This is a genomic window from Conexibacter sp. CPCC 205762 (genome assembly GCF_030646155.1).
Classification (GTDB): Bacteria; Actinomycetota; Thermoleophilia; order Solirubrobacterales; family Solirubrobacteraceae; genus Conexibacter.
On sequence record NZ_JAUTDN010000012.1, the window covers coordinates 1 to 22,995 of the forward strand.

Annotated in this window: 15 protein-coding genes; 5 read left to right on the forward strand and 10 right to left on the reverse strand. The window is 73.5% G+C overall.

Annotated elements, in window-relative coordinates:
* Nucleotides 1-238 precede the first annotated feature (238 nt).
* Nucleotides 239-640, forward strand: a complete 402-nt coding sequence (locus Q7L73_RS11935; RefSeq protein ID WP_304715558.1) for a hypothetical protein — start codon at nucleotides 239-241, stop codon at nucleotides 638-640.
* A gap of 137 nt (nucleotides 641-777) precedes the next feature.
* On the opposite strand, the gene Q7L73_RS11940 is transcribed toward Q7L73_RS11935, so the two are convergent.
* Together Q7L73_RS11940 and Q7L73_RS11945 are read right to left on the reverse strand one after the other, a co-directional pair.
* Entirely contained in the window at nucleotides 778-3,240 is a 2,463-nt protein-coding gene (locus Q7L73_RS11940; RefSeq protein WP_304691931.1) for a LamG-like jellyroll fold domain-containing protein, read from the reverse strand.
* A gap of 86 nt (nucleotides 3,241-3,326) precedes the next feature.
* On the reverse strand, nucleotides 3,327-4,208 hold the full coding sequence (locus tag Q7L73_RS11945) for a helix-turn-helix transcriptional regulator (protein ID WP_304691932.1): 882 nt from the start codon (nucleotides 4,206-4,208) through the stop codon (nucleotides 3,327-3,329).
* Between the two features lie 101 nt (nucleotides 4,209-4,309).
* On the opposite strand from Q7L73_RS11945, the gene Q7L73_RS11950 reads away from it, so the two are divergent.
* Nucleotides 4,310-5,074, forward strand: a complete 765-nt coding sequence (locus tag Q7L73_RS11950) for an SDR family NAD(P)-dependent oxidoreductase (protein WP_304691933.1) — start codon at nucleotides 4,310-4,312, stop codon at nucleotides 5,072-5,074.
* Between the two features lie 39 nt (nucleotides 5,075-5,113).
* Here Q7L73_RS11950 and Q7L73_RS11955 read toward each other — a convergent pair whose 3' ends face one another.
* The 3 genes from Q7L73_RS11955 to Q7L73_RS11965 all read right to left on the reverse strand — a co-directional run bounded on the left by Q7L73_RS11955 (nucleotide 5,114) and on the right by Q7L73_RS11965 (nucleotide 12,303).
* Nucleotides 5,114-7,411, reverse strand: a complete 2,298-nt coding sequence (locus Q7L73_RS11955; protein ID WP_304691934.1) for a PhoX family phosphatase — start codon at nucleotides 7,409-7,411, stop codon at nucleotides 5,114-5,116.
* A 70-nt stretch (nucleotides 7,412-7,481) separates the two neighbouring features.
* Complete coding sequence (locus Q7L73_RS11960) at nucleotides 7,482-9,416, reverse strand: hypothetical protein (protein WP_304691935.1); 1,935 nt, start codon at nucleotides 9,414-9,416, stop codon at nucleotides 7,482-7,484.
* Nucleotides 9,417-9,477: 61 nt separating this feature from the next.
* Entirely contained in the window at nucleotides 9,478-12,303 is a 2,826-nt protein-coding gene (locus tag Q7L73_RS11965; protein ID WP_304691936.1) for a LuxR family transcriptional regulator, read from the reverse strand.
* A gap of 170 nt (nucleotides 12,304-12,473) precedes the next feature.
* On the opposite strand from Q7L73_RS11965, the gene Q7L73_RS11970 reads away from it, so the two are divergent.
* Nucleotides 12,474-15,896: a glycosyl hydrolase gene (locus tag Q7L73_RS11970; protein ID WP_304691937.1), complete on the forward strand. Its 3,423-nt coding sequence runs from the start codon at nucleotides 12,474-12,476 to the stop codon at nucleotides 15,894-15,896.
* A gap of 25 nt (nucleotides 15,897-15,921) precedes the next feature.
* Here the strand turns inward: Q7L73_RS11970 and Q7L73_RS11975 are convergent, their stop codons facing one another.
* From Q7L73_RS11975 to Q7L73_RS11990, 4 genes are all read right to left on the reverse strand, one after another.
* Nucleotides 15,922-17,295, reverse strand: coding sequence for a dipeptidase (locus Q7L73_RS11975; RefSeq protein ID WP_304691938.1), 1,374 nt, complete (start codon nucleotides 17,293-17,295; stop codon nucleotides 15,922-15,924).
* A 4-nt stretch (nucleotides 17,296-17,299) separates the two neighbouring features.
* Nucleotides 17,300-17,713, reverse strand: a complete 414-nt coding sequence (locus Q7L73_RS11980; protein ID WP_304691939.1) for a hypothetical protein — start codon at nucleotides 17,711-17,713, stop codon at nucleotides 17,300-17,302.
* Nucleotides 17,710-19,167 carry an APC family permease gene (locus tag Q7L73_RS11985; RefSeq protein WP_304691940.1) on the reverse strand — a complete coding sequence of 486 codons (1,458 nt, stop codon included), beginning with the start codon at nucleotides 19,165-19,167 and terminating at the stop codon, nucleotides 17,710-17,712. The genes Q7L73_RS11980 and Q7L73_RS11985 overlap by 4 nt, the downstream gene beginning before the upstream one ends.
* A gap of 147 nt (nucleotides 19,168-19,314) precedes the next feature.
* A complete protein-coding gene (locus Q7L73_RS11990; RefSeq protein ID WP_304691941.1) occupies nucleotides 19,315-20,274 on the reverse strand; it encodes a hydrogen peroxide-inducible genes activator in 960 nt (319 codons plus the stop codon).
* Nucleotides 20,275-20,404: 130 nt separating this feature from the next.
* Here Q7L73_RS11990 and Q7L73_RS11995 point away from each other — a divergent pair, with 130 nt between their 5' ends.
* Both Q7L73_RS11995 and Q7L73_RS12000 read left to right on the forward strand, forming a co-directional pair.
* Nucleotides 20,405-20,989, forward strand: coding sequence for a peroxiredoxin (locus tag Q7L73_RS11995; RefSeq protein WP_304691942.1), 585 nt, complete (start codon nucleotides 20,405-20,407; stop codon nucleotides 20,987-20,989).
* A gap of 2 nt (nucleotides 20,990-20,991) precedes the next feature.
* Nucleotides 20,992-21,537, forward strand: a complete 546-nt coding sequence (locus tag Q7L73_RS12000) for a carboxymuconolactone decarboxylase family protein (protein ID WP_304691943.1) — start codon at nucleotides 20,992-20,994, stop codon at nucleotides 21,535-21,537.
* A gap of 15 nt (nucleotides 21,538-21,552) precedes the next feature.
* Here the strand turns inward: Q7L73_RS12000 and Q7L73_RS12005 are convergent, their stop codons facing one another.
* Nucleotides 21,553-22,908: a hypothetical protein gene (locus Q7L73_RS12005; protein ID WP_304691944.1), complete on the reverse strand. Its 1,356-nt coding sequence runs from the start codon at nucleotides 22,906-22,908 to the stop codon at nucleotides 21,553-21,555.
* Nucleotides 22,909-22,995 lie beyond the last annotated feature (87 nt).

Genomic DNA, 22,995 nt, shown 5'->3' on the forward strand with positions numbered 1-22,995 from the left:
CTTTGCCCCGCCGGCGCCTGCCCCGCCGGCAGCTGCCCCGCCGGCGCCCGCCCCGCCGGCAGCTGCCCCGCCGGCACCTGCCCCGCCGGCAGCTGCCCCGCCGGCACCTGCCCCGCCGGCACCTGCCCCGCCGGGATCCGCGCCGGAGGCGGCCGGCGCCACGCCGGAAGCGCGTGCCGGCAGCGGGGACGCCGACGCCGCCTATCGCGCCGCCGCAGCGCTGCTGGACGACGCCGGCATGCCGGGGCTCACGCGCGGGCTGCCGGCGCTGGCGCGACTCTGTCTCGCCGTTGCGAACCGCGCGCCGGCGCCGGCCGATCCGGCGCTCGACTGGGGGCCGTACGCGCCGTGGGCGCGGCCGCTCGTCATGCTCGCGCGCGGGGACCGGGAGGCGGCGCGCGCGGCGCTGGACGCCGCACCCGACCCGCCGCACGACCTGCTGCTGGAGGCGAACTGGTGCCTGCTCGCGCAGGCGGCGCTGCAGCTCGGCGACACGCGCCGCATCCGGCAGGCGCGCGAGGCGCTCGCGCCCGCCGCGAAGGAGCTGGCGGGGGCCGGCAGCGGTCTGCTCACCGCCGGCCCCGTCTCAGCCCATCTGCAGCAGCTCGACGCCGCACTGGGCGGCGATGCATCCGGCTGATCGCGCCGCCGCACCGCACCCGGCGGCGCGGCGTCGCGCTGACTCGCGCCGCGCGGCGCCGCGCCCGGCGGCGACGTGTCCGGTCGATCGGGACGCCGCGCCGCACTCAGCAGCGCGGCGCCAGTGCGATCAGCGACTCAGCGCGCGGTGCGCTTGGCGGCCGCTCTCGCGACCCGCACCGTCGTGCTGCGTCTGTGCGTGCCGCCCTGCGAGCGGGCGGTCACCTCGACGCGGTATCTGCCGGCGCGCAGGGAGCGCGGCAGTCTCACCGTCACCACACCAGCGCGCTTGGCGGTCACGGTGACCGTTCGCACGACGCGTCTGCAGCCGCCGTTCGTGCAGCTCTTCAGCGCGACGCGCAGTCTCGACGCGCCGTTGACGCGCACGCGCAGCGCGTTGCCTCGCAGCGCGATCGAGCTGACGCGGGCCGCCTGCGGGCGGGCCGGCGTTCTCGGCGCCGGGGGCTGGACGACCGGCGGGGTGAGGACCGGCGGCGTCACGACCGGCGGGTTCACGACCGGCGGCGTCGTGCCCGGCTGCTCCGGCTGTCTCTCTTCCGGCTGTCTCTCCTCGGGCTGTCTCTCCTCGGGCTGTCTCTCCTCCGGCGGCGCGACGTACGTGCGCGCCGTCAGCCACTGGTCACGCGGCAGCGGGCGGTCGACGATGCGGGTCTCACCGATGCAGCCGAACCAGCCGTTGCCGGTCTTGCCGCCGCCCAGGCTGGAGCCGATCCGCCACGGCAGTCTGGTGCTGGCGAGGCCGAGCGTGTTGATCGAGTTGCGCAGCACCGGCGCGCCGTCGATGTTGAGCGTGGTGGTCGCCGTCAGCGGGTCGTTGACGACCGCGATGTGCATCCATCTGCCGGCCATGATCTCGCCGGACCAGGCGGCGCGGTCCTCGGCGGGCGAGGCGCTCGACTGGTTCCACTGGACCTCGCGCAGGTTCGAGATCGCCATCGTGAAGACCGGCTCGTCCCAGCTCCAGCCGGGGTTCGTCATGCCGGGCACGTCTCTGCGGTTGCCCTCGCGGGAGAGGCCGCCCATCCAGGCGTTGGCGGTCGCGCTCCAGTCGGCGTCGACCTTCACGAACGTCTCGATCGTGTAGCCGGTCGTGACGAAGTTGACGTCGTTGACCGCCGCGCCGAGCGGGGTGTTCATGTAGCTGACTCTTCTGCCGCCGTTGAGGAAGCAGGCGCTCGCCGGGCTCGACGAGAGCGCCGAGTGGTCGCTGGAGATCGACAGGTCGCCGGGCTGGACGTCGGCGACGTTGGCGTCGGTCGCCGGGTCGGCGCGTCGCATGTCGGCGCCGGCGGCGGAGAGGTCTCTCGCAGCGACCGCGCCGTAGGCGACGGGGCCGGCGGCGGTGCCGTCGAAGCGCCAGTGCGCGAGCGTGCCGTCGACTCTCGGGTAGTCGCTCGTGTCGTGCGGCGTTCTCGGCTCGGTCGCGCCGGGATCGGTGTAGCCGTCGAGGACCGCTCTCTTGGCGGCGGCGATCAGCGAGCTGTGGTCAGCCGCGGCGGGCGCCTGCGAGTCGGCGAAACGGGCGAAGCGCGCGTTCCAGTCGATCGGCATTCTGAGGTTCTCGTTCGGCCCGGTCTTCACGGCCTGGTCGAAGTCGGGGACGATCGTGTCAGCCGGCTTGAGGCGGACCCACGGCGAGACGACGGCCGTGTCGATCGTGTTGTTGGTGAAGTCGAACTCCATCAGGCCGAGGTAGGCGTTGCCGCCCTGGTAGGCCATCTGGTAGTCCCACACGATCTGGTCGACGCTGTGACCGAAGTCGTTCGTCTTGCGCAGGTGCGCGGAGCCGTGGTTGTGGCCGTTGAGCGTCAGGAAGATCTGATCGTTGTCTCTGATCAGGTTGTCCCACAGCCGTCTGCCGGCGCCGGTCTCGACCGCGGTGACGCCGTCGGAGGCGATGTTGAGGATGTCGTGGACGGTCAGGATCGCCGGCAGTCTCGGATGCTCGGCGAGCACCTGGCGGGCCCACGCCATGCCTCTGTCGGACGGGTTCCAGCCGAGCGAGATGACGAGGAACTCACGCCCCTCGGCTCTGAACGTGTGCCACTCGTGCCAGCCGCTGGGATCACGCCCGCCGTCGCCCGGCTGGGCCTCCGCGCGCGAGGTCGGGAAGTATCTGAGGTAGTGCTCGGTCGAGGGGTCGCGCGACTCCTCGTCGTTGTTGCGGACGTCGTGGTTGCCGCTCATCATCGAGTACGGCAGCGCGGCGTCGTCGAGCGTTCTCATCGCCTCGTCGGCGACTTCCCACTCCTGCGTCTGGTCGGCGCGGTCGACGACGTCGCCGAGGTGCGCGACGAACGGGATCTCCAGCTCGGCCTGTCTGTCGGCGAGCCACTCGGTCTGGACCGCGAACGGCTCGTTGCCGTAGCGTCTCATGAAGAGGTCGCCCTGGTTGGCGGAGGCGTAGCGCGAGTAGAACTGCGTGTCCGGCAGGACGCCGAAGAGGAAGCTCGAGCGGTCGCCTTCGGCCGCGGAGGCGGTCTCCGTCAGGAAGGCCGCCGAGGTGGGGGTGAGCGCGCACACAGCGGTGGCGGCGGCAAGGGCCAGCCGACCGCGTGAGCGGCGAGTCAATCGGTTCACCAGCCGAACCTATGTCTCGTCACTCACCGATCTCGTGACCGGGAAGTGAATAGAGAGTGACTTAACTGTTGAACATGTACATCCGTTTAGGATGCGTCGCGTTGTGTGCGCGGTGTCACTTTACTGTCGGGTGAGTCAGGGAATTGAAGCCCGACGACCGCCAGCAGGCGCAGCTTGTCGGCGTCCTCGCTGCCGGGCACGGCGGTGAAGACGAGCAGCCGCTGGGCGTCGTTCTCGGCGACGAGCACCTGGCAGTCGACGGCGACCATCCCGATCGCCGGGTGGATCACGCGCTTGCTGCGCGGCTCGAGCGTGGCGCGCACCTCGTGCGCCTCCCAGATCGCCGTGAACTCGTCGCTGCGCGCGAGCAGCTCGTCGACGATCGCGCGCGCCTCGGCGTCACCAGGGTCGCGCGCGAGCGCGTTGCGCAGGTGGCCGACGAGCGCGCGGCCGTGCGTGTCGTGGTAGTCGGGCGGGTAGAAGGAGCGCGCCGCCGGGTCGCCGAACCAGCGCTGCACGAACGTGCGGCGGTCGCCGTCGAAGTCGCTGAGGTCGCCGAACAGCGCGACCCCCAGCTCGTTCTGCGCGAGCGTGTGGCCGATGTCGGAGATCACGAGCGCCGGCGCGTCGACCGTGTCGAGCACGCGCATCAGCGCCGGGCTGACGTGATGGGTGCGGAAGGCGCGCGACGGCGGCGTGTGGCCGGCCAGCAGGAAGAGGTGGTCGCGCTCGTCGACGGTCAGCCGCAGGCCGCGCGCGAGCGCGCTCAGCAGCTGCTCGGAGGGCTGCGGCCCGCGCTGCTGCTCCAGCCGCGCGAGGTAGTCGGTCGACATGCCGGTCAGCGCCGCGACCTCCTCGCGCCGCAGGCCCGGCGTGCGGCGGCGCGGCCCGGCCATGAGGCCGACGTCCTCGGGGCGCAGCGCCTCACGGCGGCGGCGCAGGAAGTCGGCGAGCTGAGCACGGTCCATCGCTCCAGTATGCCCACGTTGCAACGGTCAGCCAGGGATCGCCGGTCCCTGGATGCACGCGCCCCTCCGCAACGGCGCGCAGGCGTCCCATCCTCAGCTCCATGACCTCCACCACGCAGCTCGCACTGATCACCGGCGGCAGCCGCGGCCTCGGCCGCAACACCGCGATCCACCTCGCCAGAGCCGGCGTCGACTCGGTCGTCACCTACCGCGCCGAGCGCGCGGACGCCGATGCCGTCGTCGCCGAGATCGAGGCGCTCGGCCGCAAGGCGGTCGCGCTCCAGCTCGACACCGGCGCCCACGCCAGCTTCCCCGCCTTCGCCGAGCAGCTCGCGCGCACGCTGCAGGAGACGTGGAGCCGCGACTCCTTCGACGTGCTCGTCAACAACGCCGGCGGCGCGCTCCACGCGCCGATCGCGGAGACGACCGAGGAGCAGTTCGACGGCGTCTTCGACGTCCACGTCAAGGGCGTCTTCTTCCTCACGCAGCGGCTGCTGCCGCTGCTGGCCGACGGCGGCACGATCGTCAACGTCTCCAGCGGGCTGGCGCGCTTCAGCTTCCCCGGCAGCGGCGCCTACGCGGCCGCGAAGGGCGCCGTCGAGGTGCTGACGCGCTACCTGGCGCTGGAGCTGGGCGGGCGCGGGATCACCGTCAACACGATCGCCCCGGGCGCGATCGCGACCGACTTCAGCGGCGGGATGGTGCGCGACAACCCGGAGATGCAGGCGGGGATCGCGGCGCAGACGGCGCTCGGGCGGGTCGGGCAGCCGGACGACGTCGGCGGCGCGATCGCGGCGCTCGTGACGAGCACGAGCCGCTGGATCACGGGCGAGCGGATCGAGGTCTCCGGCGGGATGCGGCTGTAGACGACGGCGGGGGCCTCGCCGTCGTCGAGCGCACTCAGGTCAGGTCAGCTTGACCGTCGCCGCAATCGCGCGGCGGTTGCCGGCGGCGTCGACCGCGACGACCGACAGCTGCGCTCTCGTGTCTCTGCCGCGCAGCGCGCGCACGCGCAGCTTGCCGGTCGAGGTCAGTCTCAGCGTCAGCTCGGTGCGACCCGCTCTGAGCTGGCGCGTCGCGCGCCCGATCGTGACGAGCTTTCTGCGCGATCTGCGCTTTCTGCCTCTGCCGGAGACGGTCGTCACCGTCAGCTCCAGCGCGATCGTCGCTCTGACCGGCTCGCTGACCTGGAGCGTCAGCGGCAGGCCGCCTCTGAGCAGCTGCGCCTGACGGCGCGTTCTCGGCACGGCGGCCAGTCTGAGGCTCGGCTTCGTTCTGTCGGCCGCTCTGCTCGGCGGCTGCTCGCCGCCCGGGGTCGGCGGCAGCGGCGGGATGACGTTCGGCGGTCTCTCCTCCGACGGCGGCGTGACCGGGTCGTCGACGTGCGTCGGCAGCTTCGTCACCGCGACCAGCGACGGGACCGGCGTCGAGGGGTTGAAGTTGATCGTCTTGTTGCCCTCGGGCCACCACGACGTGTACGTCGCGACGTTGCCGTAGACGCCGCCCGCGGCCGGCGTCTCCTCGCCCGGGTGCTGGACGTTGACGAACAGCGTCTCCTCGTCGGGCGTGAAGTACGGACCCGTGCCCTCGGACTCGATCGGCATGTTGGCGAAGCGGAAGGCGACGCCGGCGTTGGGGCCCGTGCGCGGGATCATGAAGACCGCGTTGTTGCGGTGGTACTCGTAGTAGTCCTTTCTGCTCGTCGAGCCCGACAGCGAGCTGGACGAGATGTCCGTGACCACCCACAGGTTGCCGTGGTTGTCGAAGCAGAGGTTGTCGCAGCTGGAGAAGCCGCGCTCGCCGGCCGGGACGCCCGTGCCTCTGTCGCCGCCGCCGGCGTAGTCGGCCCACGTGAACTGCTTGTCGGAGCCGACCGCGGTCGGGTCGTTGCCGTTCTCGACCAGCTTGCGGATCGCGCCGTGGGCGTCGTTGACGTTGCTGTTGTTCGTGAACGAGATGAAGACCGCGCCGTCGCTGTTGACCTCGAGGTCCTCGGGCCGGTTGGTCGCGTGGTGGGCGAGGAACTCCGCGCTGCCGACGTTGGCGAGGATCCGCTCCTGGCAGTCCTCCAGCTCGGCCTCGGTCACCTCGCGCCAGAAGCCGACGCCGGAGGCGGGGCTGGTCGGGACGGTGTCGCCGTTTCTGGCGAAGGTGCGGCGGCCGTGGTCGAACCAGGCGATGTAGAGCTTGCCCTCCTCGAGGATTCTGAGGTTGTTGGCGCGGTCGCCCGCGACGAACTGGCGCGTCGAGACGAACTTGTAGACGCCGGCGTCGACCTTGTCGTCGCCCATGTAGAGCACGAACGGCTTGCCGGCGGCAGCCCGGAAGGCCGTGTTCTCGTGGCGGAAGCGGCCGAGCGCGGTGTGCTTGCGCGGCGTCCAGCTGGGGTCGTACGGGTCGGTCTCGACGACCCAGCCGTACTTCGACAGCGTCGTGTGGTCGTACTCGGCGTTGGTCGGGTCGGCGGTCGTCGCGGTGCTGAGCGCCCAGCCGTACGTTCTCGCGTAGTCCTGGAAGTTCTCCTCGCAGGAGAGCGCGGTGCCCCACGGCGTGATGCCGCCGGAGCAGTTCGCGAGCGAGCCTCTGGAGGTCGTCCCGACTCTGGCGCTGCCCTTGAGCGGGCCGGTGAAGTCGCAGACCGGGTCGGCGCCCGTGATGCGGCGGTTGTATCTCGACGGCGAGACGACCTGCCACAGGCCCTCGGCGTCCTTCTTGACGTGCAGGACCGAGTTGCCGACCGACTCCTGCTCCAGCTCGATCTGGGCGATCGTCTTGTTGGCCGCGGTTGTGACGCCGTGCTGGAAGAACGGCGCCGGGTACTCGTGGTTGACGAACAGCAGCCCCTCGTCTCGCTTGCCCTCGAGCGCGAAGAAGGCGAGGAAGTCGTTGTTGTAGCCGAACCTCAGCTGGGTGCCGTCGGTGTTGGCGAATCTGTCGCCGTAGCCGATCACGACGTGGGCGCGGTAGCCCGCCGGCACCTCGAAGGCGTCGGCGCTGGAGGCGGCGATCGCGCTGAAGTCGGCGAACGGGTTGACGACCTCGGCGGCGTGCGCGACGCCGGCGTCGCCGAGCAGGTCGGCGATCCCCGGGGCGGAGAGGATCGCGTTGGCGGCGACGGTGCTGGCACCCGCGGCCGCCACGCCGCGGATGAAGTGACGCCGGGTCGAGCCCCCGGCGTCAGTGGGGGTGATGGGATCTGACATGCGCCGCACCGTAGGCAGGCGTTCATGCCGAGTTGTTGCCGAAGAGTGACTAAATCGTCTCCATTAATTACTACATGCTGTAGTTGTCTGATCGTCTCATCCGCTGGCCGGCGAAATCGACCCGCGGCAGCGTGACGCGCGTGACCGCCGTCGCGCGGGTGCTGTTGCCGGCGGCGTCGTCGGCCCAGACGGTCAGCCGCACGCGGATCGTCTGGCCGTAGCCGAACGGGCCGCCGTCGCCGTACCAGAGCGCGTCGACCTTGTGCAGCCAGAGGACGCGCCGCTGGCCGGCGGCGAGCCGGAAGAGACCGGGGAAGAAGCCGTCGCCGTCGGTCCCGCGCGTGCGCACCTCCGCGCGCACGTAGAGGTCGCATGCCTCGTCGCAGCGGGCGTCGAAGCGGATGCTCTGGTCCGCGCGGGTTCTGCGGTTGAACGGCGGCAGCGGCTGGCGTCTCGGGAGCCGCAGCGTCAGGCGCGGGGCGGTGCGGTCGGCCGCCGGCTGCGGGCCGAACGCGACGGTGCGCAGGCGCGGGCGGATCGGCGCGCTGTAGTCGCCGCCGTCGGCGAAGGCGGTCTGCAGCAGCGAGACGCGCGGGCTGCCGTCGGCGCCGAAGGCCGGCAGTGCGTAGTAGGTCCAGCGGCTGCCGCCGGAGAGCGGGCGCGGCCGCTGCCAGCCGCCGCCGGCGCTGCCGAGCGCTGCGTAGGGGGCCTGGAACTGCCCCGCGGGCACCTCGCGCCCGCCGCGCCAGGCGAGCAGCGCGCGGCCGTCGGGCGCGAGCGCGAGCCGCGGCTGGTCGACGCCGATCAGCAGACGGGCCGCCGGCGCCGTGGCGACGGTGACGGGCGCGCCGAAGGGAGCGGAGCCGTGCGGCCGCCCGACGACGTCGATGCGCGCGAAGCCGCTGTCGCGACGCTCCGCCGCAAGCGCGACGAGCGCCGCGCCGCCGGGCGCGATCACGACGTCGGCGACCTCGGCGTCGTCGCTGACGACCTGCGCGGTGGAGCCGGCGAGCGCGCTGCTGCTGGCTGTCGGCGGGGCCGAGCCGGCGAGCGCGCTGCTGCTGGCTGTCGGCGCGGCCGACCTGGCGCCGGCGCTGCTGCCGGTGATCGGCGAGAGCGGCCCGAAGCCGTCGCGCGCGCTGCCGCCGGCGACCTCGACGCCCGTTCTCGTGCGCAGCACGACGAGCGCCTCGCCACTTGGCGCGACCGCCAGCCGCGGCGGCTGCAGCACCTCGGCGGCGAGCCGCTGCGGTGCGCTCCAGGCGCCGCCGGCCGGACGGCGGGCGGTCCATGCCTCGTCGGGCGCGTCGCGCTCGCTGTTCGCCGGGCGGTGCCAGACGGCGACCGCGTCGCCCGCGTCGTCGATCCCGATCGCAGGCCCGTAGCCCTCGCCCGAGGAGGCGATTCCCGGCGCGCCGAGCGCGACCGGCGCGCCGAAGGCGCCGTCGGCATCGCGCACGGCGACCAGCGGCTGGACGCGCGTCTCGCTCAGGTACGGCTCCGCGTCGAGGCGCGTCTCTTCCAGCCAGCCGACGACGGCGGCGCCGCTCGCCGCGCGCGCGACCGCCGGCTCCCGGCCGTGCGCGCCGGGCAGGCGCGTCGCGGCACCGAGCTGGCCGCCGGGGCGCCGCTCTGCGACGACGATCGGCGCCGCGCGGTCGACATCCTCGGCCCAGGCGAGCGTGGCGCTGCCGTCCGCGCTGGCAGCGCCGACCGGGCAGCCGCCGAGGCCGGCCGCCACCTCCGGGCCGGGCGGGAGCGCCGCGGCGGCGGGACCGGCGACCGGCGCCGCCTGCACCCGCGGCTGACCGCCGTGGACGGCGCCGTACCAGGCGACCGCGTCGGCGGCGCCGAGCTCGACGGCGCAGGTGCCGAACGAGGTCATCCGCACGGGCGAACGGTCGACCCACGGCTGCGGAAACAGCTCCGCGGCGGCAGCCGGCGCGGCGGGCGCCGCGAGCGCGGCCACGGCTGCGGCGATGGCGATCGCTCCGAAAACGTGCATGTGCCCCGGAGCGCTACCCGGAGCGCGGATGTGCCAAGCGGAAGGCGGGCGAGGCGCCGGCTCAGAGGTGCTCGGCCAGCTCGGTGCGGGCTGAGATGCCGAGCTTGGCGAAGACGCGCGAGAGGTGGACCTCGACAGTCTTGGCGCTCACCATCAGCTCGGCGGCGATCGCGCGGTTGGTGAGGCCGGCGGCGGCGAGCTGGGCGACGGCGCGCTCGCGCGCGGTGAGGGCGGAGCGGTCGGCGTCGCCGCGCCTGGCCGGCTGCAGGCCGCTCGCGGCCAGCTCGCGCTCGCACTGCTCCAGCAGCGGCGCGGCGCCGAGCGCGGCGAAGCGGTCGCGTGCGAGCTGCAGCAGCGCGGCGCCCTCCTTGCGCTGACCCTGGCGCCGCAGCGAGCGGCCGCGGTCGAGCTGCGCGAGCGCCAGCTCGTACGGCAGCGGCAGCCGCTCGGCGGCGGCGAGCGCGGTGGCGAAGAGCGCGTCGGCGGCGGCATGGTCGCCGCGCGCGGCCTCCAGCCGGCCGCGCAGCCGCAGCAGCGTGACCTGGCGCGAGCAGGGCGTCGTCTCGGCGGCGTCGGCAGCGGTGCGGGCGCGCTCGCGCGTGAGCACCGCGTCGGCCTCGTCGAGCCGGCCGAGCCGGATCAGCGCGTCCGCGCGCAGCTGGGGGAGGAGCGGGTCGGCGGGGGCGGCGGCGCTGAACGGCTCCAGCTCCGCCAGCACCTGCTCGGGGCGGCCGTGGGCGGCGGCGAGGGTCGCTGCCGCGATGGCGACGGTCAGGTCGCCGCGCGGGTTGCTGGCCGGTTCGCGCAGCTGGCGCAGCTGCTCCTCCGCCTCCGCCAGGTCACCACGTGCGACCGCCATCGCGCCCGCGGCGCGATTGACCTCCATCCGCGTGACGACGTTGTCGGCGACGAACAGCAGCGCCAGCGCCTGCTCGATCTCCAGCGCCGCCGCCTCCCACGCGCCCGACGCCTGCAGCGCCTCCGCCAGCCAGGCGTGGACGGCGGCCTTGAAGCTCTCGGACCCCAGCCGCGACTCGGCCGCGGCGGCGGTGCGGAGGTCGTCCAGCGCGCCGGCGACGTCGTCGGCGCCGAGCCGGAAGCGGCCGCGCATCGCGCGGATGCCGAAGTCGCTGACGAGCGTCTCGCCGACCGACAGCGCCTGGTCGAGGATCTCCAGCGCGGCGCGATGGTCTCCGGCCGCCCCATGCGCGATCGCCTCGGTCCAGCGCGACAGCTCGCGCTCCGGCCCGGCCGGCACCAGCGGCGCGACGCGGCGCGCCCACGTCAGCGCCTCGTGCGGGCGCAGGCGGGCGAGCGCGAGCACCGTCCGCCGCTCGGCGATCTTGCGGCGCACGCCGTCGTCGGCGTCGTCGCACTCCCACGCGAGCGCGAGCAGCCGCTCGGCCTCGTCGAGCCGCTGCTCCTGCAGCGCGACATAGGCGAGCACGGTCAGCAGGCGGGCGTCGGCGCGCGCCTCCGCGCCGGGCTCCGCGCGGGCGCCGAGCAGGCCGCGCGCGGCCGGCGTCAGCGCCGCGCCGAGCAGCGCGTCGGCCGCCTCCAGCTCGCGCCGCTCGCGCGCGTGCCGGTCGCTCGTCAGCCGCGCCGCGGCCGCGAACTGCTCCGACGCCGACTCCCACGCGTTGCGCAGCACCTCGCCCGCGGCGAACGCCTCCAGCTCGTCGGCGAGCGCCGGATCGGGACCGGTCGCGGCGGCGGCGCGGTGGCGCAGCGCGACGCCGGGACGGTCGGTCTGCGCGGCCGCCGCCGCGTGCAGCCGCGCGTGCCGCGCCGGCCCGAGCGCGTGGTAGACCGCGGCGCGCGTGAGCGGGTGGTCGAAGGCGATCGTCCGCGCCGGCCGCCCGCTCGTCAGCAGCCCGAGCCGCTGCGCCTCCTCCAGCGCGACGAGCGCGGCGTCGGGGCGGGCGGGCGTCGCCGCGGGGGAGCCGGGCGCCGGGCCGCCGTCGGCGGGCGCCGCGGCGCTGGACGCGGGCTCGCGCAGCCCCGCGACAGCCGCCGCGGCATGCAGCTCCGTGCGGGCGCCGAGGACGGCTGCGGCCTCGACGAGCGCGCGCGTCTCGGGGGCGGCGGCGTCGAGGCGGCGCAGCACGCCGCGGGCGAACAGCTCGGGCGCCGGCTGCAGGCCGCCGCCGGCCTCCCACGCCATCGCGGGCAGCTCGGCCAGCAGCGCGCGCAGGTAGAGCGGGTTGCCGCCGGCGTGGTCGCGCAGGCGCCGCGCGGCGAGCGGCGAGAGCGGCTTGCCGGCGGCTGCCGCGAGCGCGCCGGCCTCCGTCTCCGAGAGGCCGCCGAGCGCGATCCGGCGGACGTCGTCGAGCTTGTCGAAGCCGCCCGGGATCCGCTCGCGCATCCCCTCGCGCAGCGCCAGCACGAGCAGCAGCGGCGCCTCCGCCAGCCGCCGCAGCGCGAACAGCAGCGCCCGCAGCGAGGCGGCATCGGCCCACTGCGCGTCGTCGATCGCGATCACCACGGCCGCGCCCGTCACGCCCACGCTCGCCGCGTCACCGGCCCTCGCGCCAACCCCCGCGAACGCCTCCAGCAGCCGCAGCCCCACCGCCGCCATGTCGGCGGCGGCGCCGATCACCTGCGGGCGCTCGACGCCGGCCGCGCGCAGCAGCTGATCGGCGAGCGCGTAGTCGACCAGCGCCTCCTCCGCCTCGGCCGTCGCCAGCAGCGCGTCGCCCGGCGCGACCGCGGCACGAAACCGCCGCAGCAGCGCCGTCTTGCCGATACCCGGCGCGCCCTCGACGACGACGCAGCGCGCCCCGCCGCCCGCGGCGTCGGCGAGCGCGGCCGCGAGCAGCGCGAGCTCCTCGTCACGGCCGACGAGCGCGGCGCCGCCGCGCGCATCTGCGACCAGATCCTCTCCCATCCGCTTTCAAGCAAAGCACGCGGGCAGCGAACGCGCGAGGCGGTCGCACCCCCTTACGCGACGGCCCGGCGCCCCTGATGCGAAGCATGCACAGGCCGCGTAGAACCGTGTTCGTATTCGGTTGAACGTGCGCGTTGATGCGCGCTTCGCTTCGCAGGAGGAGAGAACAGATGAGCAGATGGATCCCGCCGCGGCGGCCGGTCCTGGCCGTCGTGCTGGCGACCGCGACCGCGCTCGGTGCGGCGACGGCGGCAAGCGCCCCCGCGCTCGCAGCCGGCCCGCAGGCGCCGCTTGACCCGCTCGCGCAGCCGCAGCAGTTCCAGTCGCCCGGCAACGCGGTTCGCCCGCAGATGCGCTGGTGGTGGGGCTCGCTCTTCTTCGGCGGCGGCGGCGCGCTCACCACGGCCGAGACGCGCAGAGAGATCGCGGCGATGGACGAGGCCGGCTTCGGCTCGTTCGAGATCGCCTTCGGCCCCGGCAAGTGGGCCAACGCCGAGCAGCGCGACAACCTCGAGGCGGCGCTCGAAGAGGCGCGCGACCGCGGCATGCACGTCGACATGACGATCGGCGCCGCCTGGCCGGTCAGAACGCCGAACACCGCGCCCGGCTCCGGCCTCTCCCTGCAGGAGCTGCAGTACGGCCGCGCCGCGCTCGACGGCGGCGACAGCTTCGAGGGCCCGGTCCCGGCCCCCTACGACGACGCCGCCAACAGCCGCGGCGCGAGACTGTTCGCCGTCACCGCCGCGAAGGTGCTCGACGCCGGCCCGGCGGTCACGAGAGTCGACGAGGCGCCGTCGAGAAGCACCGTGCTCGACCCGACCTCGCTGATCGACCTGACCGCCGACGTCGACCCGTCCGGCGACCTCAGCTGGACGGCGCCCGACGACGGCAGCTGGATCGTCTTCGGCTTCTGGCAGCGCGACGCCAGACAGGGCGTGATCGACCACTTCAACGACGCGGCCGTCGACGCCGCCGGCCGCTACGTCGACGACAACCAGTTCACGACCGCCGCCTCGAGGCTGCTGCGCGACCACGGCGGCTCGTTCTTCGAGGACTCGCTGGAGATCAACGCCGAGGGCCTCTACTGGAACGACGAGATGGCCGACCAGTTCGAAAGACGGCGCGGCTACGCGCTGAGACGGCTGCTGCCGCTCTTCTTCCAACAGGGGATGAACAAGTACTGGGTCCCGCAGGACGCGCCGGTCGCCGACTTCGACCTGCCCGGCGGCGACGGCGAGCGGATCCGCCACGACTACTACGAGACGCTCACCGACCTCTACGTCGAGGAGCACCTGCAGCCGTTCCAGGACTGGGCGAGCGCCCACGGCGTCAAGTTCCGCACTCAGGCGGCCTTCGGCCAGGACCTCGACGTGACGCGCTCGGCGCGCGAGCTGGCGCAGATGGGCGGCCTGCCCGACGACGAGTCGCTCAACGCCGGCGACAACGTCCCCTACGACCAGACCGGCAACAGAAGCGCCTGGCGGTTCGCGCTCGACCACCATCGCTCGGTCACGGGCGGCGCCCACCAGGGCGGGCTGAACGAGGTCTCCTCCGAGCTGGGCGCGGTCTTCGGCTACGCGTACCAGATGAACCTCGGCGACTACAAGGGGATCCTCGACAAGGAGTGGGCCGCCGGCACGACGCGCGCGACCGTCCACGGCTACACGTACCAGTCGGCGACCGCGAGCTGGCCCGGCGACAACACTTTCGCCGACTACGTCTCCGACTCGTGGAACAGCACGACCTTCCCGCAGTGGGGCGACTGGAGACCGCTGACCGACTACTGGGCGCGCGGCACCAGCGTGCTGGAGGCCGGCACCGCCCGCGCCGACGTCGCCCTCTACCGCGACGGCTTCGTCACGACGGCGGCCCAGGGCCTCGGCAACCAGCCCGTGATGAGACCGCTGTTCGACTCCGAGAACCTGGAGAGAGCCGGCTACGCGGTCGAGTTCCTCGATCCCAACGGCGTGCTCGACCCCGACGGGGCACCGTCGGCGAGCGCTAGCGAGGCGAGGGCCGGCACCGCCGTGCTCTACCCGCGCGGCCCGCGCTACAAGGCGATCGTCGTCGACGAGCGGTCGCTGCCGGCCGCGGTCGCGGAGCGGCTCGCGGTCGAGGCCGAGCAGGGCCTCGCGGTCGTGCTCGTCGGCGACCTGCCGAACGCCGACACGAGCTACAAGAACGCGACCCGCGGCGACACGCGCGTGCGGGCCGCGATCACGCGCCTGCTCGACGCGCCGAAGGTCGCGCGCGTCGGCACGCAGGCGGAGGCGGCCGGCGCGCTGGAGCGGCTCGGCGTGACGCCGGACGCGAAGTGGGCGGCGCCGGCGCAGCTGCTGACGCAGCACCGCGAGACGAAGACGACCGACTACTACTACCTCTACAACGCGACCGACGAGGCGATCGCGGTCGACGGCTCGTTCGCCAGCGGCGGGCGGCCGTACGCGCTCGACCTGTGGACGGGCGCGATCGACCCGGTCGCCGCGTTCGCGCAGGCCGGCGGCCGCACGACGATCCCGCTGAAGGTGCCCGCGCTCGGCACGACCGTGATCGCCTTCCGCAAGGGCGAGGCGGCGCCCGCGCTGCACGCGGTCTCCGCCAGCGGCGGCGAGCTGGTCGCCGGCAACGACGCGAACACGGTCGAGCTGCGCGACACGAGCGCCGGCGCCCGCAGCGTGACCGTCGCCGACGGCTCCACCCGCGCGGCGACGATCCCGGCGCTGCCGGGCGCGATCTCGCCGACGAGCTGGAGACTGCACGTCGCCCCGGAGGCCGCCATGCCGGCGGCGCCGGTCGACCTCCAGCTCGACGCGCTGAAGGACTGGCGCGAGCTGCCGGGCCTGGCCAGAACGGTCGGCGTCGGCACCTACACGACGACGCTGGAGCTGCCGGCCGACTGGACCGCCGCCGACCGCGGCGCCTACCTCGACCTCGGCGCCGTCTCCGGCTCGGTGCGGATCGCGCTCAACGGCAGAGCGGTCGCGCCCGACTCGGTCCCCGGTCGCCGCTGGGACGTCTCGCCGCTGCTGAAGCCGGGCGCCAACGAGCTGACGGTGCGCGTCGCGACGACCCTGCGCAACGCCGTGCCGGGCATCGCGATGCCGTACACGTCGATGCGCGTCGGCCTGCTCGGGCCGGTCTCGCTGGTGCCGTTCGGCCGTGCGAGCGTCGACCTGCGCACGCCGGTCGTGACGCCCCCGCCGGTCGATCCGAGACCGCCGGTCGTCACCCCGCCGGCGAGAAGACCGTCGACGAAGGTGACGGTCGAGGCGGCGAAGTCGGTGCGGCTGAAGGGCCTCAGCGGCACGGGCCTGCTCGTGAAGGTGACCGTCCCGCAGCGGGCGAAGCTGGCGCTGACGCTGTCGGCGAAGCTGCCGCGAGCGAAGCGGGCGACGGCGCTCGCGCGCGCCTCGCGCAGCACCACCAAGGCGGCGACGGTGAGCCTGCGGCTGAAGGCCGGCAGAGCGGCCGTGCGCAAGCTGAAGCTGGCGCTGAAGAGCAAGCGGCAGGTGACGGCGACGGTCGCCGTCAAGACGACGCTGTCCGGCGGCAAGCCGGCGACGAAGACGCTGCGGATCACGATCCGCCGCTAGCGCACGACGAGCGCCGCGCCGTCGTTCACGACGCCGCGGCGCTCGCTGCGTAGCGCTGCAGGAAGAGCGCCTCCGCCAGCGCCGTGTGCTCGATCTCGCGCGGGTCGACGCTCTCGTTCGGCGCGTGGATCAGGCACTTCGGCTCCTCGACCCCGAGCAGCATGATCTCGGCGTCGGGGAAGGTCTCGGCGAAGACGTTGCAGAGCGGGATCGAGCCGCCCTGGCCCTCGGTCGTCATCGCGTGGCCGAACGCCTCCTCCATCGCGACCTTCATCGCCTCGAACGCCGGGCCGTCGAGCGAGCCGACGAACGGGTCGCCGACGGCGACGCGCGCGATCTCGCACTTCAGCCCCCACGGGGTCTTCGCCCGCAGGTGCGCGACGAGCGCGTCCTGCGCGCTCTGGCCGTTCACGCCCGGCGGGATCCGCAGGCTGACGCGCGCGGCGGCGCTCGCCTGTATCGCCGCCGAGGAGCCGATCACCGGCGGCACGTCGATCCCGAGCACGGTCGCCGACGGGCGCGCCCACAGCATGTCGGCGACCGACCCGTCGCCCATCAGCTCGACGCCGTCGAGCACGTTCGCGTCGGCGCGGAACTGGGCCGGCGGGTAGTCGACGCCGCTCCAGCTGCCGCTCGCGTCGAGGCCCTCGATCGTCGTGTTGCCGTCGCCGTCGTGGAGCGTCGCGAGCAGCTGGATCAGGCCGAGCACCGGGTCGGGCGCGGGGCCGCCGAACATGCCCGAGTGCATCGCGCTGGAGAGCGCGGTCAGCGTCACGTCGACGCTCGTCATGCCGCGCAGCGTCGTCGTCAGCGTCGGCACGCCGACGGCGAAGTTGCCGGTGTCCACGACGAGGATCGTGTCGGCCTTCAGCAGCGCGGCGTTGGGCGGCACGAACGCCTCCAGGCCGCCGGTCCCCTGCTCCTCCGAGCCCTCGCAGATCAGCTTCACGTTGCACGGCAGGCCGCCGTGCTGCTGCAGCGCGCGCAGGGCCGTCAGGTGCATCACGATGTTGCCCTTGCAGTCGGCGGCGCCGCGGCCGTACCAGCGCCCGTCGCGCTCGGTCAGCTCCCAGATCGGCGATCTCCAGGCCGCCTCGCCGAGCGGCGGCTGCACGTCGTAGTGGCAGTAGAGCAGCACCGTCGGGCTGCCGGGCGGGCCCGGCGCGTGACCGTGGACGGCCTTGCTGCCGTCCGGCGTCGCGGACGCGGTGACGTCCTGCAGGCCGGCCTCGGCGAAGGCGTCGATCACCCACTGGGCGGCCTTCTCGCACTCCTCCGGCGGCTCGATCTTCGCGTCGGCGACGGAGCGGAACGAGACCAGCTCGGCGAGGTCGCTGCGGGCGCGGCCCATCAGCGAGCTGACGGTCGCGCGGAGGGCGGTGGCGTCGGTGGCGGCCATCGGTCTACTCCTTGTCGGTGGCGTCGGACGTGTAGTCGCCGATCTTGTCCGCGACGTCGTCGAGCCTGTCGGGGCAGTAGACGCTCAGCACGATCAGCCCGCCGCGGATCAGGTTCGTCGAGGCGCGGATCGGCCGCTGGCCGACGAAGCTGGCGCCGTTGACGAGCTGCGCGTCGAGCTGCGCCTTCTTCAGCGCCGCGCCCGGGTCGTCGCAGACGGCGCCGCCGTCGTCGCCCAGCACGCGCGTGATCGTCTTCTTCGAGGCCGGCGCCGGCAGGCCGGCCGTCTCCAGCTTCGTGATCAGCTCCTCGGCCTTCTTGTCCGCGCGCGCGTCGGAGTGCTCGTAGCCGTAGCTGATCAGCCCGATCACGAGCAGCACGCCGAGGACGCCGACGATGACGATCCGGTGGGCTCTCATGCCGGCGCCTCCTCGGTCTTCCAGTGCGGTCTTCGCAGCCGGTAGAGCAGCAGCGGCGGCAGCAGCCCGATCAGGCCGATGCCGAGCACGATCAGCAGGATGTACGCCACCGTGCTGCCGTCGGCGAACTGCGACGGCGGCACGAAGCCGATCGCGAAGGCGGCGATCGAGGAGAGGAAGCCGACGACGCACAGCAGCGGCAGCATCGGCGCGCGGTAGCCGCGCGGGTGGTCGGGCTGGTCGCGTCGCAGCCGTATCGCCGCGACGAACATCAGCAGGTAGACGATCAGGTAGACCTGCGTCGTCATCACCGACAGGATCCAGTAGGCGCTGGAGACGTTCGGGATGAACGCGTACAGCAGCGCGATCACGGTCGTGACGGCGCCCTGCGTCACGAGGATGTTGACCTGGATGCCCTGTCTGTTGAGTCTCTGGAAGAACGGCGGCAGGTAGCCGTTCTGCTTGCCGATCAGCAGCAGCCCCTTCGACGGGCCGGCGAGCCAGCCGAGCATGCCGCCGGTCGCCGCGCAGACGAGCGCGATCGCGATCACCGGGACGAGGAACGAGACGCCGAAGTGGCCGAAGAACTCGCTGAACGCCTGCATGATCCCGGCCGTCAGCGAGACGCTGTCGGAGGGGACGACCCAGGAGACGGCGAGCGCCGGCAGGATGAAGATCAGCAGCACGAGCCCGATCGCGAGGAACATCGCACGCGGGAACTCGCTGCCCGGCTCTCTCAGGTCGGAGACGTGGACGGCGTTCATCTCCATCCCCGAGTAGGAGAGGAAGTTGTTGACGATCAGCACGAGGCTGGCGATGCCGGTCCACGCCGGCAGCAGGTGGCCGGCGTCCATCGGCGCCGAGGAGGCGTTGCCCTGGAACAGGTAGACGACGCCCATCGCGACGAGCAGCACGCCCGGGATCAGCGTGCCGATGACGAGGCCGCTGGAGGCGAGCTTGGCGATCTCGTCCATGCCGCGGGCGGAGACGAAGACGCCCGACCAGAAGACGATCACGATGATCGCGCCGGTCCAGACGCCGGAGGAGGCGAGGCTCGGGTCGATCACGTACGCGAGCGTGCTGGCGACGTAGGCGAGCAGCGTCGGGTAGTAGAAGATCGTCATCGCGAACTGGCACCAGACCGCGAGCAGGCCCATCGGACCGGACAGGCCCTCGCTGACCCAGCGGTAGACGCCGCCGGACCAGCCGGAGGCCAGCTCGGCCGCGACGAGCGCCTGCGGCAGCAGGAAGAGGATCGCGGGGACGACGTAGAGGAAGACGCAGGCGAGGCCGTAGACCGCCATCGTCGGCGCGCTGCGCAGGCTCGCGACCGAGCCGGTCGTCATGAACGCCAGCGCCAGCCACGAGATCCACTGCCGTCTCGGAATCGAGACCGCGCCGACCGGCGCCGTCACCGCGCGCGGCAGCGGCGCGTCTGCGGGGACGTCGCTCATTCCTGCACCTCCCGATCGCTCGTCATCGGGCGCGATGCTCCTCACCCGCCGGGTGAGCGCGCCTCATCCGCGGCGGGTGAGCGGATGCGCGGCATGAACCCCGTGAAGTAACTGGTCCCACAGACCCGAAACTTCACGGGGATCGGCTCAGGCGGCGACGCGGACCGGCAGCCGCGCGCGTCTGACGGCGGCGCGGATCATGCCCGCCAGCCGCTCCCACTCCTGCGCGCGAGCGGTTCCGCCGGCGCGGAAGACGAGGCCGATCCGGCGGCCGGGCGGCGGCTCGCCGGCGAAGCGGGCGGTCGCGACGCGCGTGCGGCGCGTCTCGACCCGCTGCGCGCTCGCCGGCAGCACGGTGATGCCGAGTCCGCCGGCGACGAGCTGGACGATCGTCGGCAGCGAGACGGCGCGCTCCTCCTCGGGCGTTCCCGCGCCGCAGAGCGCGAGCGTCTGGTCGCGCAGGCAGTGGCCGGGCTCCAGCAGCAGCAGGCCGGCGCTGCCGACCGCCTCCGGCGCGAGGTCGGCTCTGCCGGCCCACGGGTGGCCGGCCGGCACGACCACGACGAACTCCTCGTCGTACAGCGCCAGCTCGCCGAGCCCCTCCTCGGCGAGCGGCAGCGCCAGCACCGCCGCGTCGAGGTCGCCGCCGCGCAGCGCGCCGAGCAGCGTCTCGGTCTGGTCCTCGCGCACGTGCAGCTCCAGCTCCGGCGCCTCGTCGCCGAGGCGCGCGAGCAGGGCCGGCAGCAGGTAGGGGGCGACGGTCGGTATGAGGCCGAGCCGCAGCGGGCCGGCGAGCAGCCCGCCGAGGCCGCTGGCGGCGATCTCGAAGGCGTCGGCGGCGGTGACGGCGGCCTGCGCGTGCGCGAGCAGGCGGCGCCCCTCGGGCGTCACGACGATCCGCCGCGGGCCGCGCTCGACCAGCCGCGCGCCGACGCTCGCCTCCAGCGCCGCGAACGCCTCCGAGAGGGTCGACTGGCCGATCCCGAGCCGTCTCGCGGCGGCACCGAAGTGACGCATCTCACAGAGCGCGACGAAGGCGCGAAGCTGCGCCAGCGTCGGGGTCGATCGCCCGCTACGACGGGCAGGAGGGGCGACCTGATCGGACATCCCGATCACCCTACGACGGCGGAGGCGATTTCGTCTTCCGCAGTTCCCCACATACCGTTCCCGCCCTTCGTCGGTGAGGCTTTCCCGACGGATGCGTTCCCTTGTTTCACGAGACCAGTTGGAGACTCACATGCTGACGATCGGTGACCAGTTCCCCGCGTACGAGCTGACCGCTGTCATCCCCGGCGACCTCGGCGGCGTCGACGCGAAGCAGCCGGAGGACTACTTCACGACCGTCAGCAGCAGCGCGACCGGCGAGGACCGCTGGCGCGTCGTCTTCTTCTGGCCGAAGGACTTCACCTTCGTCTGCCCGACCGAGATCGCCGCCTTCGGCCGCCTCGCGGAGGAGTTCGACGACCGCGACACCGACGTGCTCGGCGTCTCGACCGACTCCGAGTTCGTCCACTACGCGTGGCGCCGCGACCACGAGGACCTGCTCGACCTGCCGATCCCGATGGCGTCGGACCTCAAGCGCGAGCTGGTCGCGCAGCTGGGGATCCTCAACGGCGAGGGCGTCGCCGACCGCGCGACCTTCCTGATCGACCCGAACAACGAGATCCAGTTCGCGATGGTCACGGCCGGCTCGGTCGGCCGCAACGTCGACGAGGTGCTGCGCGTGCTCGACGCGCTCCAGAGCGACGAGCTGTGCGCCTGCAACTGGAAGAAGGGCGAGGCGACGATCGACGCCGGCGCGCTGATGGCCGGCGCCGCCTGAGCATGGCGCTCGAGACGCTGCGCGGCGCGCTGCCGCCGTACGCCAAGGACCTCAAGCTCAACCTCGGCTCCGTCACCTCCAGCAGCTCGATGAGCGAGCAGCAGCTGTGGGGCACGGTGCTCGCCTGCGCCGCCGCGACGCGCTCGCAGCGGACGCTGCGCGAGCTGGCCGAGGAGGCGCAGGAGCACCTCACCGACGAGGCCTACGAGGCGGCGCTGGGCGCCGCCTCGATCATGGGCATGAACAACGTCTTCTACCGCGCCAAGCACCTGCTGCACGGCGCCTACGACGACCTGCGCGCCTCGCTGCGGATGCAGATCATCGGCAAGCCGGGCGTCGACAGAGCCGACTTCGAGCTGTGGTCGCTGGCGGTCTCCTCGATCAACGGCTGCGGCGCCTGCCTCGAGTCGCACGAGGCGGTGCTGCGCGAGGCCGGCGTCGCGCGCGAGCAGATCTTCGACGCGCTGCGCGTCGCGGCGGTCATCGCCGGCGTCGCGCAGGCGGTCGAGATCGACGTCGCGCTCGGCGCCGAGGCGACGCTCTCCTGAGCGGCCGCGCGCGCCTCAGCGCACCTTGACGGTGGTACGCGCGCTGGCCTTGCCGGCGCGCACCGTCAGCGTCAGCCTTCTGCCGCGCAGCCTGCCGGCGGCACGGGCGCCGAGCTTGCCGAGCCTGACCGTCACGACGCCGGCTCTGCGCGCTCTCGCGCTGCCGTGGGCGACGGTCCTCCTGCCGAGCGTCAGCGTCACGGCGACGCTGCCGGCGGTCGAGCTGCGGACCTTGATCGCGAGGCCTCTGCGCAGCGCGGCGACGGTCGGGCGCGGGGTCGCGGCGAGGCGGATCGTCGCTCTCGTGCTCCCGCCTCTGCCGTCGTCTCTCGCTCTCGGCGTGACTCTCGGCGTCTCTCTGGGCGTCTCTCTCGGGACCTCTCTCGGCGGTGCGACCCAGCGCGCTGCCGCCGGATCGGCCGGGCCCCAGTCGGGCTCGCTGCCGCCGGCAGCGAAGACGACCGATTCGCCGGTCGTCTGGCACAGGTCGGGCCCGAAGGCGGCGAAGCGCAGCAGCTCGATGCCGTTGCTCGTCTCGGCCGCGAGGCCGCTGCCGTCGGGCGACCAGCTCGGGTCGCCGTAGCGCTCGTCGGCCGGCGTGATCTCGCAGGCGAGCGACGGCTGCGGCGGCGGCAGCTGGGTGCGCACGTCGCCGTTGACGGCGAACAGCGCGATCGTCTTGTTCGTGCCGTAGGAGAAGGTCGCCGCGAGCCGCTTACCGTCGCGCGAGACCTCGCCGTCGCCCATGTCCTCGTTCGGCGTCACCCACGGCACCTGCGAGTAGTCGCCGGGGCCGAGGTCGTCGATCGAGATCTGGCTGCCGAAGCCGCCGAAGACGAGCGTCCGCTCGTTCGTGACCCACTCGGGGTCGGAGACGCTGAACTGGTTGCCCCAGTCGTCGATCGGCGTCGCCTCGGTGACGTCCGCGCGCGTGTAGAAGGTCGACCGCTGCAGCGAGCAGCTGACGCCGGGCGGGCAGGAGTCGGCGACGTAGGCGTAGGCGATCTTGCTGCCGTCGGGCGAGAACGACAGCTGCACCGGGCGCGCCGCGAAGGTGCCGCCGTTGGCGGTCTTCGCGGACGGGGTCGCGATCGTCCGCAGCGGCTGGCCGTCGCGCGCCATCACGACGATCGGGCCGGTCCCCTGGACGGCGGCGATCGTGCCGTCGTCGGCCTGCGTCGGCGAGTGCCAGCTGCCGCCGTCGGTCAGCTGCACGCGGCCGCTGCCGTCGGGCCGGCCCGACCAGACGTTGCCCTGGTCGACGTAGACGATCGAGTCGGCGACGGCCGTCGCCGACAGCGCGAGCACGGCGGCGCCGGCCAGCAGCGCGGTGGTCCGCGCAAGGCGGCGCGGTCTGTGGTTTGGCGTCATGGATCGATCGTCCCGGCGCGAGCAGCCGCGGGCATCGGGGAGGTCCCTGACCGATCCCGCAGTCCACCCGAACGGCGTTGATCAGCG

What these genes read in the sequence shown, in the direction of transcription:
- Q7L73_RS11935 (WP_304715558.1), top strand. Translation starts at nt 239, where the DNA reads ATGCCGGGGCTCACGCGCGGGCTGCCGGCGCTGGCGCGACTCTGTCTC.
- Q7L73_RS11945 (WP_304691932.1), bottom strand. Translation starts at nt 4,208, where the DNA reads ATGGACCGTGCTCAGCTCGCCGACTTCCTGCGCCGCCGCCGTGAGGCG.
- Q7L73_RS11950 (WP_304691933.1), top strand. Translation starts at nt 4,310, where the DNA reads ATGACCTCCACCACGCAGCTCGCACTGATCACCGGCGGCAGCCGCGGC.
- Q7L73_RS11955 (WP_304691934.1), bottom strand. Translation starts at nt 7,411, where the DNA reads ATGTCAGATCCCATCACCCCCACTGACGCCGGGGGCTCGACCCGGCGT.
- Q7L73_RS11960 (WP_304691935.1), bottom strand. Translation starts at nt 9,416, where the DNA reads ATGCACGTTTTCGGAGCGATCGCCATCGCCGCAGCCGTGGCCGCGCTC.
- Q7L73_RS11965 (WP_304691936.1), bottom strand. Translation starts at nt 12,303, where the DNA reads ATGGGAGAGGATCTGGTCGCAGATGCGCGCGGCGGCGCCGCGCTCGTC.
- Q7L73_RS11970 (WP_304691937.1), top strand. Translation starts at nt 12,474, where the DNA reads ATGAGCAGATGGATCCCGCCGCGGCGGCCGGTCCTGGCCGTCGTGCTG.
- Q7L73_RS11975 (WP_304691938.1), bottom strand. Translation starts at nt 17,295, where the DNA reads ATGGCCGCCACCGACGCCACCGCCCTCCGCGCGACCGTCAGCTCGCTG.
- Q7L73_RS11980 (WP_304691939.1), bottom strand. Translation starts at nt 17,713, where the DNA reads ATGAGAGCCCACCGGATCGTCATCGTCGGCGTCCTCGGCGTGCTGCTC.
- Q7L73_RS11985 (WP_304691940.1), bottom strand. Translation starts at nt 19,167, where the DNA reads ATGAGCGACGTCCCCGCAGACGCGCCGCTGCCGCGCGCGGTGACGGCG.
- Q7L73_RS11990 (WP_304691941.1), bottom strand. Translation starts at nt 20,274, where the DNA reads ATGTCCGATCAGGTCGCCCCTCCTGCCCGTCGTAGCGGGCGATCGACC.
- Q7L73_RS11995 (WP_304691942.1), top strand. Translation starts at nt 20,405, where the DNA reads ATGCTGACGATCGGTGACCAGTTCCCCGCGTACGAGCTGACCGCTGTC.
- Q7L73_RS12000 (WP_304691943.1), top strand. Translation starts at nt 20,992, where the DNA reads ATGGCGCTCGAGACGCTGCGCGGCGCGCTGCCGCCGTACGCCAAGGAC.
- Q7L73_RS12005 (WP_304691944.1), bottom strand. Translation starts at nt 22,908, where the DNA reads ATGACGCCAAACCACAGACCGCGCCGCCTTGCGCGGACCACCGCGCTG.